Source organism: Lentilactobacillus hilgardii (assembly GCF_009832765.1).
Lineage (GTDB): Bacteria > Bacillota > Bacilli > Lactobacillales > Lactobacillaceae > Lentilactobacillus > Lentilactobacillus hilgardii.
Genome location: NZ_CP047121.1, coordinates 1,545,444 through 1,564,349, shown reverse-complemented (window position 1 = coordinate 1,564,349; position 18,906 = coordinate 1,545,444). Strand labels below are relative to the sequence as shown.

Genomic DNA, 18,906 nt, shown 5'->3' with positions numbered 1-18,906 from the left:
ATCTCCTTAGTCATTAAAGTTGGAAGTAATAATTTCATCAAAATCATTAATAATTTTATCTATCGGAACATTAATTTCTTTCCCAGAAGCCATTGACTTAACATTGGCCGTATGTGACTCAAGTTCGCTTTCACCAATGGTAATGGTGTATTGTGCATTAAGTTTATCTGCAGATTTGAACTGTGCCTTTGGCTTTCGATTCAAATAATCACGATCAGCTGCAAACCCGTTTGCCCTTAACGCTTGCACAATCTTGAGAGTTTCAATACTGGTTTGTTCGCCGATGCCAACAACATAAGCATCTAATTGATCCAGTACAGGAAATTTAACACCCTGGGCATCCATCAGAAGCATGAGGCGTTCCATTCCTAACCCAAATCCAATTCCCGGCATTTCAGGGCCGCCCAGCTGCTCAACAAGGCCATTGTACCGGCCACCGGCACAAATAGTTGTGTATCCTTCTCCCAAGGCTTTGGAATCAACCATGATCTCAAAAATAGTGTGTGTGTAGTAATCCAGCCCACGAACCATATCAGGGTCAATAACGTATGGAATATGAAGTGTATCAAGCAGTTTCTTAACACGCTCAAAATGTTTCTTGGAATCGTCGTTTAGATAGTCCAAGATGGAAGGTGCATCCTTAACAATCTCTTGATCCTGTTTGTCTTTACTATCAAGCACTCGAAGTGGATTCTTGTGCAAACGAACCTGAGAATCCTTGCTCAACTCATCAAAATGCGGATCCAAATAATCAATCAACGCCTGTCTATAAGCATCTCTGGACGCTGCATCTCCAAGGCTGTTGATTTCCAAACGAATATCTTTTAGACCAAAGTGATGCAGTAAATCCATTCCCATTGCGATGACTTCAACATCTAATTCGGGTTCATCACTTCCGAAAGCTTCAACACCGATTTGATGAAATTCGCGTTGACGGCCAGACTGTGGACGCTCGTATCGAAACATCGAGCCCATATAAAAGACCTTTACGGGACGTTGGTGTTCAGGACCATAAAGTTTATTTTCAACAAACGCTCGTACCACACCTGCAGTACCTTCTGGACGCAAGCTGATATGACGATCACCTTTATCTTTGAAATCATACATTTCCTTTGTCACAACATCGGATGTATCACCTGAAGTCCTGGAAAAAACGTCAAAGTTTTCAAACATTGGTGTCCGGATTTCTTGATAACGATAATCATTAAAAAGCATCCGGGCGGTTTCCTCAACATAGGTCCATTTTCTGGCCTCTTCAGGCAAAATATCAGCTGTTCCTTTAGGTCGTTGATATCTCATTTAATGTTTCCTCCCAATTAAATTCCGAAAAAAAAGACCCCTGTCCGAAGACAAGGGTGCATTGCACGGTACCACCTTATAAATCACTCTAGGATAACGCTCGCGCGAATAGCATTAGCTATTACCGTTTTCGTAAAAAGTGTCACTTCAATGAGCCGGTCACGTTCTTTCAGCGTTCAAACGTTCTCTGTGGTTGAACCGGTTCAACTACTAATCTTTTTAATCGGTTGATTATTTAACTGTTTATAACATTAGTGGAGGAATGCCAAAATGTCAAGGTTAAATCAAATTTAAAAATGACTTAACCAATATTCATTAGCCCAAGTACCTACTTTAATTTATAATAAAGTTATTTGAAAAAATAGGAAGAACTGAATATGAGAAAAATCTCTGAAAATACCAGCTGGATTATTGCCATTTTGACCATTATGGCAACCTTTATTATTTTATTTATTGCACTATATTCGAATTCAGTCACCGTCAAAGTTAATCAATTAAACATTCGAACCGGCCCATCTGTGACATATTCGGTAAAGGCAACGGTTAAACAAGGTGCTCAGCTTCAAGTTATCAGTCGCAAAAATAATTGGATTAAGGTCATTTATAAACACAAAACAATTGGTTGGGTTGCTTCCTGGTTAGTCACCAATGGCCATATAAAAGATGTTACCAGACTTTCCGAGGCAACGATTGTTCTGGATCCTGGACACGGTGGCAGTGATTCTGGTGCGCTTTCGACAACCGGTCAGGAGGAAAAAACCTACACATTGATTTTTGCAAAGCTCGTCGCTAAAAAGTTGCGTTCCAAAGGTGCCAAAGTCGTTATGACACGAGATACTGACAAGACTGTTTCCTTATATCAACGACCACAGTTGGCAGCTTCTTCTTCTGCCAATGCGTTCATTAGTTTTCATTTTGATTCATCAGACGAAATAAATACTGCATCGGGGTTTACCTGCTATTATTACCATTCCGGTGATTCAAAATTGCTCGCACAGTCCGTTAACCAAAAAATGGCTAATCTTCCCCTTACAAATCGTGGGACCGAATTCGGCAATTATCTCGTCATTCGAGATAATGCTGTCCCTGCAATTTTGATCGAAGGGGGTTATATTAATACTGATAGGGACTTTAAAAAGATTCAAAGCCCTTCTTACCAGGAAAAATACGCAGATGACGTTGTATCTGGCCTGCAGACTTATTTTAAGACTCATAATTAAGGAGGATCAGTATATGGCAATTGATAATAATTGGTTAACTCAACTTCCAATTGAAAAAGTTGAAAGAATCCATTCTGTCTCCGGCGGTGATATTAATGATTCTTATTCGTTGCAAACCGCTTCAAACCATTACTTTATGAAAGTTCAACCTAACCGTGGAAAAGTCTTTTTTGACCACGAAGTTGAGGGCTTGCATTTACTTGGAGAAGTCGCCAATACGCCAAAGGTAATCGCCAGTGGTGAGATCAATGGCGATGGTTATTTAATTCAAAATTGGGTGGATATTGGTCAGGGAAGCCAATACGAATTGGGACAAATGGTTGCCAAAGTTCATCAGCAGCATACTGAAAAATTTGGATTGGATCATGACTTTACAGCTGGAAAGCTGCCAAAAATCAACACATGGCAATCAGATTGGTCAACATTTTATATTAATCAGCGCCTTAAACCGCTTGCTAAACTGGCAGATCAGAACGGTCGCTGGAACGAATGGCGTGAAAAGCATTTTCAATCACTCTGTAATCAATTTAAGCAATATTATGAAAATCACAAAGTTTTACCAAGTTTACTCCACGGTGATTTATGGGCTGGAAATTTTATGTTCGAAGCTTCCGGTAAGCCAATGCTAATTGATCCAGATGTTTTCTATGGTGACCGGGAACTCGATATTGCAATGACAACGGTTTTTGGCGGCTTTTATAAAGAATTTTATGACGGATATAATTCTGTTTATCCGCTTGAAACAGGTTTGAATAGCCGAATTCCTTGGTATCAGCTTAATTATTTATTGGCTCATTTAAATTTATTTGGTGAAACCTATGGTCCGATGGTAGATCAAATTTTAGAAAAATATTAATTAAGTCAAATTATAAAATAGAGCCGCAAAATCGCTAAGTTTTGCGGCTCTATTTCTTTAATCCAGCACCTGTTAACGCTTGGACAACCAGGGAATTAATTCCTTAACTTCTGTAATTTTAATATCCGGATTCCCCGTTTCAACAATAAGGCCATCCGGGTCAAATAGACACGAGGCAATATTGGCGTTATTCCCTGCTTGTACATCCAACTTACGGTCGCCAATCATAATGGCGGATTTCCTGTCTACATGATTTTTATCAATTAACCAGTTAATAGAGTCAGGTTTTGGTTTACGCGGAAACTTCTGATCCGACGTCACAAAATCAGTAAAATACTGCAATAGATCAAATTCTTTTAGCAGCGCCTTTGCTTGATTATCCCGGTGTGTTAACAAATAATGATGTCCAGATAGTTGTTTAACAAATTCCAGGACTTCACGAACGCCCTTGAATGGTTTTGCGGTTTTAACCATTTCAATTTGATATTTTTTATTGAGTTGCCGTAAAGTATTTTCATCAATGCCATAAAATGCAGAAAGTTTACGAATAACGGTCCCGACATCATGTTGTCTCATAGTGACATAGATGCTACGTTGATCAATTTCAACTTCATCGATATCCATTTCTAACAAAGCCCGCTTAAAAGCAGCTACCATCATTGGATAAGTGTCAAACAATGTTCCATCAAAATCCCAGAAAAGTTGATTAATCATTTAATTCGCCCCTCAAAAAAGACTGAAGCAATCAGAAGCTTCAGTCTTTATTTTCTATAAAATCATTATAACTATTTTTCAGGTCTAACGGTGATCTGTATCAAAAATAATTGTCACTGGACCATCATTTTGAAGATCAACCAGCATGTCCGCGCCAAATATGCCAGTTTGAACCTCTAAACCAGCTTGCCGTAATTGGTCGTTAAATGCCTCATAGACCCTTTCTGCATGTTCGGGTTGGCCAGCCTTGGTAAAGCTGGGACGATTTCCTTTCTTGGTATCTGCATACAACGTAAATTGGGAAATTGACAAAATAGCCCCATCAACAGCATGAATATCTAAGTTAAGTTTGTCATCTGCGTCTTCAAAAATACGTAAATGACTAATTTTGTGAACCAAATAGGCAATTTGCTCATCGTCATCATCATCGCTGACACCCACAAGGAGCATATAGCCCTTGCCAATTCGACCATGGACTTCGCCATTAATTGAGACCGAAGCTTGTTTAACGCGCTGTAGCACAACTTTCAATGTATAGGCTCCTTATCTGAATTTTCGTTTTACCAGATAAACATCCGGAATATTTTTTAGTGTAGAAATAAGTCGTTCCAATTGTTCCAAGTTACGAATACCGACTGACAGTGAAATTGTAGCCATTTTATTATTATCTACCTGTCCGTTGACTGAGGAAACCGTTTTAGTCACATTATTAACAGCATTTAAAATATTTGTGAGTAACCCGGCCCGGTTATATCCCTGAACTGAAAGAATGGCAGAATAGATCGTTCGATCTCCCGGTTCATTGGCCCAGGATACTTGAATTAATCGTTGTCCATCCTGTTCAGCTTTGGCAATATTTGGGCAATCTACTCTATGAACGGAAACGCCCCGTCCCTTTGTAATATAACCGACAATTTTGTCTCCCGGAACCGGTGTGCAGCAATGACTTAGTCGAACCAGCAGATTGTCAACACCTTCAATGACAATGCCATTCGATGATTTTCGAGCTTTCTTGTGTTGCTTGGTTGATTCTGTACTTTCCGAAATCGTTTGATGTTCTTCAAGAACCTCTTTCTCAGCCTGATCCTGACGTTCACGTTTCAACTTAGCTCGAACATCTTGTGTAAGTCGGTTTACAACACCTGTAGGCTGAACATCTCCAAAACCGATTGCGGCTAAAAGGTCCTCATCTCGTTGATAATGCATATTAACAGCTGCCTGGTTAAGTCGATCAGGTGTTAATATTTTGTGAGCGTCAAAACCTTCTTCACGCAACTTTCGTGTAATGATATTTCGACCATTTTCAATATTTTTTTCACGATCTTCTAATCGGAAATATTGTTTGATTTTATTTCGGGCTCGTCTTGTGTGAACCATTTTAACCCAATCGCGACTGGGGCCTGATGAGCTTGTAGACGTAATAATATCAACAATATCGCCATTTTTAACCTGATGATCCAGAGGAACGATTTTGCCGTTTACCTTTGCCCCTGTCGTATGATTACCGACCTCAGTGTGAATCATATAAGCCATATCTAAGGGACCGGCACCTTTAGGAAGTTCAAAAACATCCCCCTTTGGCGTAAAGACATAAACGTGATCGCCAAATAGTTCGCCTTTAACACTATCCATAAAATCGGCAGCATCATCTGTATCTTCCTGCAATTCGATAATCTGCTTAAACCAGTTCAACTTGTTATTATCTTGGGAGCCCTTGACACCGTTCGTAATGCCTTCTTTGTAAGCCCAGTGAGCAGCAATACCAAATTCAGCCACCCGATGCATTTCTTCGGTTCGAATCTGAACTTCAAGTGGTTTTCCTTCAGGTCCGATAACGGTTGTATGCAAAGACTGATACATGTTTGCTTTCGGCATTGCAATATAGTCTTTAAATCGACCCGGCATCGGTTTCCATTCTGTATGAATAGCACCTAAAACGGCATAGCAGTCTTTAATGGATTGAACAATGACCCGAATGGCCAATAAATCATAGATTTGACTGAATTGCTTATGCTTATCAACCATTTTCTTGTATACGGAATAAATGTGCTTGGGCCGACCGTAGATTTCACTTTTAATATCCAAATCTGAAATAGCCGATTTCACTTCATTTATCGCCTTTTGAATATAGTCCACCCGTTGATCCCGTCGAGAATTCATTAAATGAACAATTCGATAATATTGTTGTGGATTAAGATAGCGAAGTGAAATATCTTCAAGTTCCCATTTAATGGTTCCGATACCTAAACGATCAGCAATCGGTGCATAAATTTCCAACGTCTCTTTGGCAATCCGCCGTTGCTTATCCGGCCGTAACGATTTTAAAGTTCTCATATTGTGTAGCCGATCAGCCAATTTAACAATCATAACTCGAATATCTTTGCACATGGCCAGAAGCAATTTGCGATGATTTTCAGCAAGCCGTTCTTCACTTGATTTATATTTAATTTTTGAAAGCTTGGTAACCCCATCGACAATCAGTGCGACGTCGTTACCAAACAACTCCTGAACATCACTCAGCTCGGCGCCGGTGTCTTCTACTACGTCGTGTAAGAACCCCGATGAGACCGTTTCTGGGTCCATGTGCAGGTCTGCTAAGATTCCGGCTACCTGAATCGGATGAGTAATATACGGTTCTCCGGATTGACGCATTTGGTCTTTGTGTGCAATTTTGGCAAACTCATAAGCTCGTTTGACCATTTTGACATGATCATCGTTCATATACTCGGATACCTTTTTAATAACGTCATTAGCAGTCCAAATTTTAGTAGTCATTTTATCAACTCTTCTCTGTTATTGAAAAATGAACGTTAAGCAACTATGTCGGTTGTTATCCGGTCACAAGCGTTTAAGGCCATTTAAAAATAATCGTTTCTAATAGTCATTATTCTATCATTGTTTTTAACCGAAATCAGCTTTTGAGGAGCTCCGTCATGACCGATACGGACGACAAAAAGTACATTGGTGCTGTTTCAGTTCGTAAAATTCTCGGCCCCAAACCAGCTGAAATGTATGCTTGGTCAGTTAGTAGTGAAATCTCCTCGGAAGAAATACCGCCTTCTGGACCAAAGACTGCCACAATTGATGTATCAGGACGAATGTCTTTCAGAGCCTGAGCCAAATTAGACTCTTCCCCATCTTTGGCGGCTTCCTCATACGCCACAAGTTTAACATCGAAGGGGCGTTTAGTCAGCTCATAAAGACTGTGTAGGTAGCTAACCGTCGGGACAAGATTTCGATGTGATTGTTCAGCTGCACTTAATGCAACCTCATTAAGCCGTTTGAGCTTTTTTTCACTTTTTTTATCCCACTTAACAATTGAACGGGCCATTGGCAAAAATATGATATGATCAGCACCAAGCTCCGTTGCTTTCTGGACAATTAACTCAGGCTTATTCTTTTTTGACAAGCCGCTGACGATTGTGACTTCCACGGGTAGTTCAACATTCATGTGAAGTTCTTTTTGAATCGTCGCTGTTACCTGTCGCCCATCAATTGACCCGATTTCTGCAAGATAAACAAGATGGGTGACTGAAACCAACTGAACCTTATTCCCTACTTCAGCGCGAAGCACTTTACTAAGATGATGCCCAATTTCTAGGGGAAGTATCACCCTTTGATTGTTTGTTAGATTCTCATTAATAAAATAATGCTGCATTATTTATCCTCTTCGACTGTTTTTTCAGCAATGACAGCATACCAGTCCCCCATTTTCATCGACTGAGCCACTTTAAAATGAAATTGATTCAGCGTATTTATAATCAAACCATATTTATCTTTGATAATTCCTGACATTAAAAAATGACCGCCCGGCTTCAGATTTTCATACGCTTGAGGCACCAAAGGGACAATAATTTCTGCAAGGATATTGGCAACTACTAAGTCAACCTGGGTATGAATTCCCTTCAATAAATCATTAACGGCAACCGGAATATCAGTTGCTTGAGGATTAAGACGCATATTTTTCTTAGCGGACTCAACCGCCACATCATCAACGTCATAAGCAGTAATTTTTTTTGCCCCCATTAATTTGGCAGCAATACTTAGCACACCCGAACCTGTTCCAACATCAATTATTGATTCGCCACCACGAAGAACCATTTCCAAAGCCTGCAAAGACAATTGGGTGGTCGGGTGCGTCCCCGTTCCAAATGCCATCCCTGGGTCAAGGCGGATGAGTTGTTCTAATGAATTCTTTGGTTTGTAGTCATCCCAACTGGGTACAACCGTTAAATATCTTGTCACGGCAAATGGATGATAGTATTTTTCCCAAGCAGTTTTCCAATTTTCATCTACTACCGGGCTTATTTTAAGCTCACCAGGTGCCGATTTAAGACCAAATTCAGTGAGCCCCTGTACCTTAGATGAAATTTCCGCAGCGTGCTGATCGATGTGTCTGCTTTCCGGATAATAAGCAGACACAATCGCTCCTTTGGAAAGGTGTGGAACATCTTCTAAATCAATATAGCCGCCATGGTGACCATACATACCGGTAGATAGCTTTTCAAAATCTTTTGCATCCTCAATTGAAACCCCTGTTGCGCCATAAGTCATTAAAATATTTGAAACGGCCTCAACCGCTTCACTTGTTGTGATTATCGAAACTTCAGTCCATTGCATAAATAGTCTCCTGCCATCCTTAAGTTATTAATGATACGAAAAAAGCACCCTATTTGGATGCTCCATCCGTCACTTCTTTTGATTTTTTGGCTTCTCGAGCCTGTACTTTGGCTTCATGCCTCAATAAATGTTCTTCCAAATAATGAAGCAATTCTGACTCACTGTAAAATATCCGGGGATGTTTTTGCTTATGGAGACGCAAATCAATCTCATTTATTCGCTGTCTACCAGTCCACTTATGACTGTATCGAATAATTAGCCGATTATCCAGTCGGTCGCGGCCAAATCGAAAAATATAGATATTATCCGGCGTCAGTAACGGACGCATGTACTCTTTCTTATAGAAATAACCATTTTTTCGTAAATACTGCTTTGTTCGACTAAGAATAATTAACACCTCCTAAACTGTAAAGCACGTAGATAATCACCTACTAGATGCCTTATTAATTTGATTATCAATTCTAAATTTAAGTTTTGTATCCTTTGATCATTAAATCAATTGCTCAGTTCTGAACATTGAATCATAAGATGACAAAACAATTTATCGAACGGAAAACGAATTAATATATATATTAATAGAATATCTGTGAAAACGCAACTATATTTATTATGATTTTCGAACTTGCTTTAAACATTTCTTTTACCTATCATGAAATATAAAGGAGTTGAAAAAGAAATGGAACTGTTTAAAGTACGTTTTATTAACAAAATCCGTCCCGATACCATTGAAATTCGGTATCGTGCAGTACTGGAAAGTCATGCCAGCGAAACCATTTTCGAAGGGTCGCAATTATTTCACAGAGATTTTCTTAAACCACAACTTTTGAAAACCGGTGAGGTCGCTTTACGTGCCATCGGTAATATTTTTTCAGCGATCCCTGACAACTTAGTTTTAGATCAATTAAGTTTTGAACAATCACATGACCGTTCAGTTTTAGAAGTCCCCTCTAAATCCAGTTTCGATCAATTTATTATTAATCAAAACCAGCTTGACCGTGTTCAAACCCACCAAAATAAAGATGGTAAGGCGATCATTGATACCAAAATGATCACTGAACTTCGAATTGGCTGATCCAATACCTACTTTTAGTTAATATAGTTTAATAGTTAAGTGTTCATTTTTCAAGCACCTATTTAAAAATTTCAATATTGGACGTCCTATTTGTGAGATGGCCTTTCATTATTTTGACATTAACTGATTTTTAATCAATCAGTGGGACTCATCTAAAGGGTGAAAAGACCGGTCAGAAAATTGAAATCTAATTCTTTGACAGGTTATTGAAAATTAGCATATACTAAAATTAAAGAAAGATTAAAATTTAAAAAACATTATCTCATTAAACGTTCTGAAGGGGTAAATTTAATAAGGCGCTATCCTTAATTAACTCATCCGAGGGGGCAAAAAATGAACTTATCAGAAAAAATTAAGGCTGTTCTAGACAGCAACGCGAGTGCATATAAGATTGAACAACTGACTGGCGTGAATTCTTCAATTATTCTGCGATTAAGAAATCATAGCCGGTCCATCAATAACCTTTCATTAGGAACTGCCGAAAAGTTGGAACGGTATTTCGATTATCGCCTCGCACACTTGCTGAAAAAGAATGATAATGATCCGAAACTTTCGTATTTTCGTCATCGATTAACAAATTTACTCCAAGAGTTGTATGAAGCTCAAGAAACCGAAGATCGAAAGGATCAGATAGTCGATGATAATCGTGCAATGACAGCCGTTATTGAACAACTATTTGATGATATTTTAGACGATGCGGCAGAGATCAGAAAACTTCAAAAAATTTATGATCGATTGGCAAAACAAGATCCAAAACTCACCTTTTAGACCCATTCATTATTCTGATCAGTTTTAAGTTTCCTGTTTCATTTAAATGTTGATCATGATTTTATGTCTTGTAATGAAGACTTAAATCATGATCTTTTATTTTGAGGAGCTAAAAGCGTCTGTTTTCAAACGAAGAATAGCCGCTACCAATTTAAATATACACAAAAATCAGCGTCGTCCCTTTTGGTAGTGTGTTAAAAAATGCTCATTGTAAAGCCCGGATATGGCTTATCCAAAAAAGTTCACCCCCACACAATACAAGGTGAACTTTCGCAATTGAATCTCAATTCTAATATCTGTTAAACGAAGAGTGCAATAAAGGCCTGCCAAATAATTCGATACACTTTGGTATGCGTTTTATGAACCAAAGCCCTTATTTATCGCCCTTTTCTTCCTCATCGGTTTGAAGAACCGCCATGAATGCTTCCTGCGGGATATCAACTTTTCCCACAGCCTTCATTCTCTTCTTACCGGCTTTCTGTTTTTCAAGTAACTTCATTCGTCTGGTTCTGTCACCACCATAGAGCTTAGCTGTGACATCCTTTCGATAAGCTTTGATATTGGTCCTGGCAATAATCTTGGCACCAATAGCTGCTTGAACCGGAATTTCAAAGTTTTGTCGCGGGATGATATTCTTCAACCTGCCGACGATATCCCTGGCACGGGTTGCCGCAAATTGTCGATGTGAAATAAAACTTAATGCATCAACTTTCTCACCATTCAAAAGAATATCAATTTTTACCAGGTCACTTGCACGGTAATCTTCAACTTCATAGTCTAAAGATGCATAACCATGTGTGCCGGATTTAAGTTTGTCAAAGAAATCAAAAATGATTTCAGAAAGCGGCATGTGATAAACCACGTTGACCCTATAATCGTCAAGATACTCCATGGTATCGAAAATGCCTCGACGATGCTGACATAGCTCCATAACGGCACCTACGTAATCATTTGGAACCATAATAGTCGCTTTTACGTAAGGCTCTGAGATCTGTTTTATTGATGAGCTATCAGGCATTTCTGATGGGTTTTCAACCTCTTTAACAGTATCATCCGTTAACTTTGCTTCATAGGTAACCGATGGTGCGGTGGTAATGAGATCAAGATTAAATTCACGTTCCAACCGCTCCTGCACCACATCCATGTGAAGCAGACCCAAGAAACCACAACGGAAGCCAAAGCCCAAAGCTTGCGATACTTCAGGTTCAAATTCAAGCGCAGCATCATTAAGTTTTAACTTCTCAAGTGCTTCTCTCAAATCGTCGAACTTTGCATTATCAGTTGGATAAAGTCCAGCATAAACCATTGGATGCATTTCACGATATCCCGGTAATTCTTTTTCTGCTGGGTCATTCGCATTCGTCACCGTATCACCAACACGAGTCGTTGTAATATCCTTAATGCTTGCCGTAATATAACCAACATCACCGGACATCAAATAGTCTCGTTTAACGGGATTGGGAGAATTAACACCAACTTCGGTCACTTCATATTCACTACCGCTATTCATCATTTTAATTTTATCGCCTGGCTGCACTGTCCCCTCAAATAATCGGACACTCAAAACAACGCCACGATAATCGTCATAAACAGAATCAAAAACCAAAGCTTTCAGTGGACCGTTAACATCGCCACTTGGAGCGGGAATCTTATGCACAATCTGTTCCAAAAGATCTTCAATTCCAATTCCTTTTTTTGCACTTGCAAGAACAGCATCAGATGCATCGATGCCAATGACATTCTCAATTTCTTTACGGACCTTTTCCGGTTCTGCGGATGGTAAATCAATTTTATTGATAACGGGGACAATCTCCAGATCATCATCAATTGCTAAATAAACGTTAGCCAAAGTTTGTGCCTCGACTCCTTGTGCCGCATCGACTACTAATACAGCTCCTTCACAAGCTGCCAAACTTCGAGATACTTCATATGAAAAATCAACGTGTCCCGGGGTATCGATTAAATGAAATTCGTAATCATGGCCATCCTTAGCATGATAGGTCAATTCAACCGCATTCAGCTTAATCGTAATTCCACGTTCACGTTCCAGGTCCATGTTGTCCAACAATTGATTTTTCATATCCCTTTTTGCAACTGTATCGGTCATCTCAAGAATTCGATCAGCAAGTGTCGACTTCCCATGGTCGATGTGAGCAACGATGGAAAAATTGCGAATATATTTTTGATGTTCCTTCATTTTTTTCAAATCCATGTTGTTTTCTCACTTTCATTGTCTAAAAAATATCTTATCCCCTCTAGTTTAGTGAAAAAGAAGGAATGTCGCAACAAATTTAAGCTTTCTGCCAATATTTATGATAATCACAAAGAAAGGACTGCGGCAAAGTTTGCATGTTTACCAACAGTCCCTTCACATATTATTTGATTAATAAACGCTTAATGAAATAATCAGTTATGTCCATCATTATTTCTTATCAAAAGCGTCCTTTACTTTGTCAAAAAAATTACTTGCACCCTTACCACCAATGTTTTCACCACTGGCTTTTGCGAATGCTTCCATCGCAATCTTCTGCTCTTTGTTTAAGGATTTAGGTGTCGTAACTGTAACAGTCACACGTTCGTCACCTGTTCCATTCCCACGCAATCTTGGCGCACCTTTTCCCTTTAGACGGAATGTAGTCCCGGTTTGAGTACCTGCAGGAACTTTGAGCTCAACATCACCATGAACAGTTTTAACCTTGATCTTACCGCCAAGTGCAGCCCGGGCAAAGCTAATCTGTTGATCGACGTAAATCGTTGACCCGTCTCGAGTGAAAATTTTGCTTGGTTTGACTCGGAAAACAATGTATAGGTCACCGTAAGGTCCGCCGTTTGTCCCGGCTTCCCCTTGTCCTTGTAACCTCATTTGTTGGCCATCATCAATTCCAGCTGGAACCTTAACTTCAATTTCATGGCGTTCATCAACATGGCCACTACCACCACAAGTTGGACATTTTTCCTTAATTTCTTTACCAGTACCATGACAAACCGGACAAGTTTGTCGAGACTGCATCCTTCCAAGAGGTGTGTTAGTCTCGGTTACAATAAAGCCTCGACCACCACAACGAGAACATGTCACAGGAGATGTGCCTGGTTTTGCACCGGTACCACCACAAGTGTGACATTGTGCTTCACGATTGTATTTAATTCGCGTTGTCTTACCAAAAATAGCATCTTCAAATTCCATAGTCATTTGGTATTGAAGATCACGTCCTTGTCTTGGCGCAGAAGGATCGGCACTTTGTTGACGATTACCAAAAAATTGGCTAAAAATATCATCAAAGCCAAAACCGCTTGAATCAAAATTACCAAAGCCGCCTGCTCCGGCTCCACCGCCAAAACCACCAGCGGCTCCGTCAGCAGAACCGTACTGATCATAATTGGCACGTTTTTGTGGATCACTTAGTGTCTCATATGCTTCATTAATTTCTTTAAATTTTGCTTCTGCATCCGGAGCTTTGTTAATATCTGGATGCCATTTTTTTGATAATTTACGGTAGGCATGTTTGATCTCATCGTCACTGGCATCTTTCGAAACCCCGAGGATATCATAATAATCTTTATTTGCCATTAGAAACTCCCATCTTCAATCAAATCTATACTTTGATAGAATACCATATTTTAACAAAAAGCCAAAGCCAGCTGGCCTTGACTTTTGTTCTAATACGATTCTAAAGATTACTTTTTATCATCGTCATTGTGAACTTCATGGAAGTCACCATTGACTGTTCCATCATCGTTACCTTTGTCAGATGAATCACCATTAGATGATCCGGTATTACCCTGTTGTTGACCATCAGTTGATTGGCCTTGACCATCTTTAGGAGCTTGTTGTTGATACAATTTTACTGCCAAGTCTTGAACGATCTTATTCAAATCATCTTTCTTAGCTTTCATATCATCAACATTGTTGTCTTCCTTTGCTTTTTTCAGTGCGTCACGAGCATCTTCAGCCTTTTTGATTTCATCATCTGAGACCTTGCCCTTAACTTCTTTAAGCGTCTTATCAGTCTGGAAGATCAATTGGTCAACTTCATTATTCAAGTCAACTGTTTCCTTACGCTTCTTATCAGCTTCCTCATTTTCCTTGGCTTCATTCATCATCTTTTTAATTTCGTCATCGGAAAGTCCTGAGGAATCTTTAATGGTAATCTTCTGTTGCTTGCCTGTGCCCTTATCCTTGGCAGATACATTAACAATACCGTTTTTATCGATATCAAATGTGACTTCAATTTGAGGAACACCTCTTGGAGCAGCTGGAATATCAGTTAATTGAAATTGACCAAGTGTTTTATCATCTGCTGCCATTGGACGTTCACCCTGCAATACGTGAATGTCAACGGCTGGTTGATTATCAGCAGCAGTTGAGAAAACTTGTGACTTGGAAGTTGGAATAGTGGTATTACGATCAATTAACTTGGTGAAGACACCACCCATGGTTTCAATACCAAGTGACAATGGCGTAACGTCAAGTAAAACAACGTCTTTAACATCACCAGTAATGACACCGCCTTGGACAGCAGCACCTAAAGCAACTGCTTCATCAGGGTTGATTGAATGATTGGAATCCTTACCTGTCCATGACTTAACTGCTTCTTGAACAGCAGGGATTCGAGTTGATCCACCATTTAAAATAACTTGATCAATGTCTGAAACTTGCAAACCGGCATCTTTTAAAGCATTGTCAAACGGTGTCTTTGTTTTTGCAACCAAGTCAGAAGTTAATTCATTGAATTTAGCTCTGGTCAAAGTTGTTTGCAAATGCAAAGGTCCGTTCTCACCAGCTGAAATAAATGGCAAGCTGATTTCAGATTCAGTGACACCGGAAAGATCTTTTTTGGCCTTTTCAGCAGCATCCTTTAAACGTTGAAGAGCCATCTTATCCTTTGAAAGGTCAACACCGTTTTCTTTCTTAAATCCGTCAATTAACCAATCCATTACGCGTTGATCAAAGTCATCTCCACCAAGATGGGTATCACCATTTGTGGAAAGAACTTGAAAGACACCATCGCCCAATTCAAGGATGGAAACATCAAAAGTACCACCACCCAAATCGTAAACAAGCACTTTTTCATCTTTATCTTGCTTATCAAGACCATATGCCAAAGCTGCAGCAGTAGGTTCGTTAATGATTCGCTTAACAGTTAAACCTGCAATTTTACCAGCATCTTTAGTTGCTTGACGCTGAGCATCGTTGAAATAAGCTGGAACAGTAATAACAGCATTTTCAACTTTATCACCAATGTAATCCTCAGCAAAATCTTTAATATATTGAAGAATCATTGCTGAAATTTGTTGTGGCGTATACTTCTTGCCATCAACATCAACTGTATAGCCCGGTTCACCCATATGACTCTTAATGGAGTGAACAGTATTTGGATTTGTAATTTCTTGACGTTTTGCAACTTCACCAACAGAAGGTTTGCCATCTTTAAATGCCACGACAGATGGTGTTGTACGTGAACCTTCCGGGTTTGGAATAATCTTAGGTTCGTTGCCTTCCAATACAGCAACGGCAGAGTTTGTTGTTCCTAAATCAATACCGATAATTTTATTACTTGCCATAAATAATCCTCTTTTTCTTTAAAGATTTATTTTGCGACGACAACCATTGCTGGTCGAAGAACCCGATCTTTTAATCGGTAACCACTTTGCAGAACCTGCGCCACGGTATCGGCCGGATGCTTCTCATCAGCAGTCGTCGTTTGAATCGCTTGTTGAAGTTTGGGATCGAACGGTTTGTTCAATGCATCAATTTCCTCAACACCATTATCAGACAGTGCCTTAGTTAAATGCTCGAATACCATTGAAACGCCCTTTTTTAATTGTTTACCATTCTCGTCGGTTGCTTCAACTGCAAGTGCGCGTTGAAGGTTATCAACGATCGGCAAAATATCATGTGCCAGTTGCTGACCATCATACTTAATCAAATCAGCCTGTTCCTTCTTAGCATGAGTTTGAATGTTTTTTATATCAGCTTCGGCCCTTAAATACCGGTTTTCCATATCATCAAGTTTTTTTTGCAAATTAACTACAGTCTGCTTTAACTTGACAACTTCGTCTGCTGAATCATGCTTTTCAGTTTTAGAAAAATCGGATTTTTTTGCTGCCTTTGCATCTTGAACTTTTTTTTCGTGCCCATGATCATTCTTAGAAGCCAAATCGTCTGCTGGCTCATTTGATTTTAATGAATCATCCTTTTTATCTGCCAAACAATCGCCTCCTTAAAATTAGTTATCATCATAGTACCCTAAAAGCTTTTTGGTTAGTTCTTCTCTTAATGCACCAACGATTCCAATAATCTTTGAGTAAGGCATCCTGGTTGGTCCAATAACAGCGATAACACCGTGTCCATACTCATTTAAATCATAGGTCCCAGTGATAATACTATAATCTTTTAACAAATCGTTTCTTAGCTCGCTTCCAATTCGAACTTGAACATCGTGGGAATCAGGATTAATAATTTTTTGAACAGTATCTTCGGTGTCCAAAAGATTGTATAGAGGCTTCAACCTGTCAATGTTTTGACGTTCCGCAAACTTTAATAAGTTAAGTTTACCGTCGACATGAACCTTGTCTCGACCAGCTTCACTAAGCATTTCACCAAATATCTTCAAAAATCCCTGGGGTGTCTGAATATACTTCGTCATTAACATTGGAATATCAATTCTTAATTTATCGGCAACCTGAGAAATAGGTTTGCCAACTAACTCTGAATTGATAATGTTAACAATGGTTTCCAGCTGTTCCGAAGAAACATTCGTTAATCGGAAAATCTTATCAACCACATGACCAGTATTAGTAACGATAATTGCCATTACCTGTCGATCATCCAGTTTAACAAGTCGAAAGCCACCCAATTTTAAATTATTTCCTGGTTCAGGATTGAAAGTGACTGCCATATAACTTGTTAAATCGGATAACACCTTTGCAGATTCCTGAATGATTTCGTCAATTCGGTTAAACTCAATGTTAAAAGAACTTTTGATTAAATCTTCTGCACTATCATCCAGCGGATCCGGTTGAACAAGATTGTCAACATAATAACGATAACCTTGCATGGATGGAACCCTTCCAGATGAAAAATGTGTTTTTGTGATTAAGCCCTTTGATTCAAGTGCAGCCATATCATTTCTAACCGTTGCGGAGCTAACATGGGTCGGAAATTCTGAAGCTAATGCCTTGGAACCAACTGGCATTCCCGTCCTCGTATAATCTCGAATGATTATTTTAAGAATATCTTTTTGCCTATCCGTCAGCACTAACATCACCTCTTTTTAGCACTCATAGTATTCGAGTGCTAAGGCACATTTATAATTTAACAAACCATGTGTTATAAGTCAAGGGATTATCAACGATTTTTAGCAATAAATTCGTTTGAGTGCTAATAGTGCTAATTTAAGATATCTGGATGTTCCGATAGATAATGGCGAGTATCCTGCTCATCTCTATCAAGTTGCTCAACTAAATCGTCAGCGGTTTTAAATTTAATTTCTCCCCGCCCATGTGACAGCCAATTGACTCTAACGACTTCACCGTAAATATTTTGATGAAAGTCGATCAAATTAATTTCAACAGTCATTGGACCATTATCAGAAAATGTCACATTCTTACCTATCGATGCCATCCCCAGATACTTTTTCCTGCCAATTTCAACAGTGACAATATAAATGCCAATCGTTGGAAGCCATTGATACTCCGAATGCTCAACATTAGCAGTTGGATAGCCCAATAACCGACCGCGCTCCTCACCGTGAACAATCACACCTTCGGTCTGGAAGGGACGACCCAACAATTGATTAACCTTTTCAATATGCCCATTATCCAAATTATTGCGAATTTGAGTAGAACTCACTTTTTGATTGTTTTGCTTGAGTGCCGGCACTGTGATAACTTTAAATGCGCCATTGACGTACTTTGGCAAGTTCACCATGTTATCTGCTGGTTCGCCGCCATAAGTATGGTCAAATCCTGCAACCACAGCTATGGGGTTAAAACGGCTTAAAAAGTGCTGAATGAACTCTTGAGGTGATTGGCTTTGAAATTGATAAGAATAGTTAACCAGTAATACCTCGTCAACGCCAAATTCTTTAAACAGCTTAAGCTTATAGTCCAGCAGTGTAATATATCGTTTTTCATGTGACGACATTTTTTTATAAACAAGTGCCGGATGATGATCATACGTTAATACAACCAATTTGGTACCATGCTTTTGAGCTTCTTCTTTTGCCCGCTGTAAAACAGCTTGGTGACCTTTATGAAAACCATCAAAAAATCCCATAGCAATCACTGTTTTATCCTTAAATTGGCAATCATCATCGAGAGGATAATGAAGCTTAGTAATATCCATCTTGCAGTTT

Annotated in this window: 17 protein-coding genes; 4 read left to right on the top strand and 13 right to left on the bottom strand. The window is 39.2% G+C overall.

Annotated features, from left to right (window positions below; genetic code table 11):
* Positions 1-6 precede the first annotated feature (6 nt).
* The gene (gene hisS, locus GQR93_RS07300; protein ID WP_003553852.1) at positions 7-1,299 is read right to left on the bottom strand and encodes a histidine--tRNA ligase; all 1,293 of its coding nucleotides are present in this window, start codon (positions 1,297-1,299) and stop codon (positions 7-9) included.
* 377 nt (positions 1,300-1,676) lie between these two features.
* Here hisS and GQR93_RS07295 point away from each other — a divergent pair, with 377 nt between their 5' ends.
* The gene (locus GQR93_RS07295; RefSeq protein ID WP_003553850.1) at positions 1,677-2,519 is read left to right on the top strand and encodes an N-acetylmuramoyl-L-alanine amidase; all 843 of its coding nucleotides are present in this window, start codon (positions 1,677-1,679) and stop codon (positions 2,517-2,519) included.
* A 13-nt stretch (positions 2,520-2,532) separates the two neighbouring features.
* On the top strand, positions 2,533-3,375 hold the full coding sequence (locus GQR93_RS07290) for a fructosamine kinase family protein (protein ID WP_003553849.1): 843 nt from the start codon (positions 2,533-2,535) through the stop codon (positions 3,373-3,375).
* Positions 3,376-3,447: 72 nt separating this feature from the next.
* On the opposite strand, the gene GQR93_RS07285 is transcribed toward GQR93_RS07290, so the two are convergent.
* The 6 genes from GQR93_RS07285 to GQR93_RS07260 form a co-directional block, all read right to left on the bottom strand.
* Positions 3,448-4,089 carry an HAD-IA family hydrolase gene (locus GQR93_RS07285; RefSeq protein WP_003553846.1) on the bottom strand — a complete coding sequence of 214 codons (642 nt, stop codon included), beginning with the start codon at positions 4,087-4,089 and terminating at the stop codon, positions 3,448-3,450.
* Positions 4,090-4,173: 84 nt separating this feature from the next.
* Positions 4,174-4,620: a D-aminoacyl-tRNA deacylase gene (dtd, locus tag GQR93_RS07280; RefSeq protein WP_003553844.1), complete on the bottom strand. Its 447-nt coding sequence runs from the start codon at positions 4,618-4,620 to the stop codon at positions 4,174-4,176.
* 12 nt (positions 4,621-4,632) lie between these two features.
* Complete coding sequence (locus GQR93_RS07275) at positions 4,633-6,864, bottom strand: RelA/SpoT family protein (RefSeq protein ID WP_003553842.1); 2,232 nt, start codon at positions 6,862-6,864, stop codon at positions 4,633-4,635.
* A gap of 136 nt (positions 6,865-7,000) precedes the next feature.
* A complete protein-coding gene (locus GQR93_RS07270) occupies positions 7,001-7,747 on the bottom strand; it encodes a 16S rRNA (uracil(1498)-N(3))-methyltransferase (RefSeq protein ID WP_159298733.1) in 747 nt (248 codons plus the stop codon).
* The gene (prmA, locus tag GQR93_RS07265) at positions 7,747-8,709 is read right to left on the bottom strand and encodes a 50S ribosomal protein L11 methyltransferase (protein ID WP_003553838.1); all 963 of its coding nucleotides are present in this window, start codon (positions 8,707-8,709) and stop codon (positions 7,747-7,749) included. Before prmA ends, GQR93_RS07270 begins: the two co-directional genes overlap by 1 nt.
* Before the next feature lie 49 nt (positions 8,710-8,758).
* Positions 8,759-9,106 (bottom strand): hypothetical protein, encoded by a 348-nt coding sequence (locus GQR93_RS07260; RefSeq protein WP_003553836.1) that lies wholly within the window; start codon positions 9,104-9,106, stop codon positions 8,759-8,761.
* 252 nt (positions 9,107-9,358) lie between these two features.
* On the opposite strand from GQR93_RS07260, the gene GQR93_RS07255 reads away from it, so the two are divergent.
* On the top strand, positions 9,359-9,781 hold the full coding sequence (locus GQR93_RS07255; RefSeq protein ID WP_003553832.1) for a hypothetical protein: 423 nt from the start codon (positions 9,359-9,361) through the stop codon (positions 9,779-9,781).
* A 333-nt stretch (positions 9,782-10,114) separates the two neighbouring features.
* Positions 10,115-10,549 (top strand): hypothetical protein, encoded by a 435-nt coding sequence (locus GQR93_RS07250; protein ID WP_003553830.1) that lies wholly within the window; start codon positions 10,115-10,117, stop codon positions 10,547-10,549.
* Between the two features lie 373 nt (positions 10,550-10,922).
* Here GQR93_RS07250 and lepA read toward each other — a convergent pair whose 3' ends face one another.
* The 6 genes from lepA to ribF form a co-directional block, all read right to left on the bottom strand.
* On the bottom strand, positions 10,923-12,761 hold the full coding sequence (lepA, locus tag GQR93_RS07245) for a translation elongation factor 4 (protein ID WP_003553828.1): 1,839 nt from the start codon (positions 12,759-12,761) through the stop codon (positions 10,923-10,925).
* Positions 12,762-12,971: 210 nt separating this feature from the next.
* Complete coding sequence (gene dnaJ / locus GQR93_RS07240) at positions 12,972-14,117, bottom strand: molecular chaperone DnaJ (protein ID WP_003553826.1); 1,146 nt, start codon at positions 14,115-14,117, stop codon at positions 12,972-12,974.
* Between the two features lie 107 nt (positions 14,118-14,224).
* Positions 14,225-16,111 (bottom strand): molecular chaperone DnaK, encoded by a 1,887-nt coding sequence (dnaK, locus tag GQR93_RS07235; RefSeq protein WP_003553824.1) that lies wholly within the window; start codon positions 16,109-16,111, stop codon positions 14,225-14,227.
* A gap of 26 nt (positions 16,112-16,137) precedes the next feature.
* Positions 16,138-16,758 (bottom strand): nucleotide exchange factor GrpE, encoded by a 621-nt coding sequence (gene grpE / locus GQR93_RS07230; protein ID WP_003553822.1) that lies wholly within the window; start codon positions 16,756-16,758, stop codon positions 16,138-16,140.
* A gap of 18 nt (positions 16,759-16,776) precedes the next feature.
* Positions 16,777-17,814: a heat-inducible transcriptional repressor HrcA gene (gene hrcA / locus GQR93_RS07225; RefSeq protein ID WP_003553820.1), complete on the bottom strand. Its 1,038-nt coding sequence runs from the start codon at positions 17,812-17,814 to the stop codon at positions 16,777-16,779.
* A gap of 125 nt (positions 17,815-17,939) precedes the next feature.
* A complete protein-coding gene (ribF, locus tag GQR93_RS07220; RefSeq protein ID WP_003553817.1) occupies positions 17,940-18,896 on the bottom strand; it encodes a riboflavin biosynthesis protein RibF in 957 nt (318 codons plus the stop codon).
* Positions 18,897-18,906: the final 10 nt, after the last annotated feature.

Bases quoted from the DNA above. Each gene is read 5' to 3' on its own strand.
- hisS (WP_003553852.1), bottom strand. From the start codon at position 1,299: ATGAGATATCAACGACCTAAAGGAACAGCTGATATTTTGCCTGAAGAG.
- GQR93_RS07295 (WP_003553850.1), top strand. From the start codon at position 1,677: ATGAGAAAAATCTCTGAAAATACCAGCTGGATTATTGCCATTTTGACC.
- GQR93_RS07290 (WP_003553849.1), top strand. From the start codon at position 2,533: ATGGCAATTGATAATAATTGGTTAACTCAACTTCCAATTGAAAAAGTT.
- GQR93_RS07285 (WP_003553846.1), bottom strand. From the start codon at position 4,089: ATGATTAATCAACTTTTCTGGGATTTTGATGGAACATTGTTTGACACT.
- GQR93_RS07275 (WP_003553842.1), bottom strand. From the start codon at position 6,864: ATGACTACTAAAATTTGGACTGCTAATGACGTTATTAAAAAGGTATCC.
- GQR93_RS07270 (WP_159298733.1), bottom strand. From the start codon at position 7,747: ATGCAGCATTATTTTATTAATGAGAATCTAACAAACAATCAAAGGGTG.
- prmA (WP_003553838.1), bottom strand. From the start codon at position 8,709: ATGCAATGGACTGAAGTTTCGATAATCACAACAAGTGAAGCGGTTGAG.
- GQR93_RS07255 (WP_003553832.1), top strand. From the start codon at position 9,359: ATGAAATATAAAGGAGTTGAAAAAGAAATGGAACTGTTTAAAGTACGT.
- GQR93_RS07250 (WP_003553830.1), top strand. From the start codon at position 10,115: ATGAACTTATCAGAAAAAATTAAGGCTGTTCTAGACAGCAACGCGAGT.
- lepA (WP_003553828.1), bottom strand. From the start codon at position 12,761: ATGGATTTGAAAAAAATGAAGGAACATCAAAAATATATTCGCAATTTT.
- dnaJ (WP_003553826.1), bottom strand. From the start codon at position 14,117: ATGGCAAATAAAGATTATTATGATATCCTCGGGGTTTCGAAAGATGCC.
- dnaK (WP_003553824.1), bottom strand. From the start codon at position 16,111: ATGGCAAGTAATAAAATTATCGGTATTGATTTAGGAACAACAAACTCT.
- hrcA (WP_003553820.1), bottom strand. From the start codon at position 17,814: ATGTTAGTGCTGACGGATAGGCAAAAAGATATTCTTAAAATAATCATT.
- ribF (WP_003553817.1), bottom strand. From the start codon at position 18,896: ATGGATATTACTAAGCTTCATTATCCTCTCGATGATGATTGCCAATTT.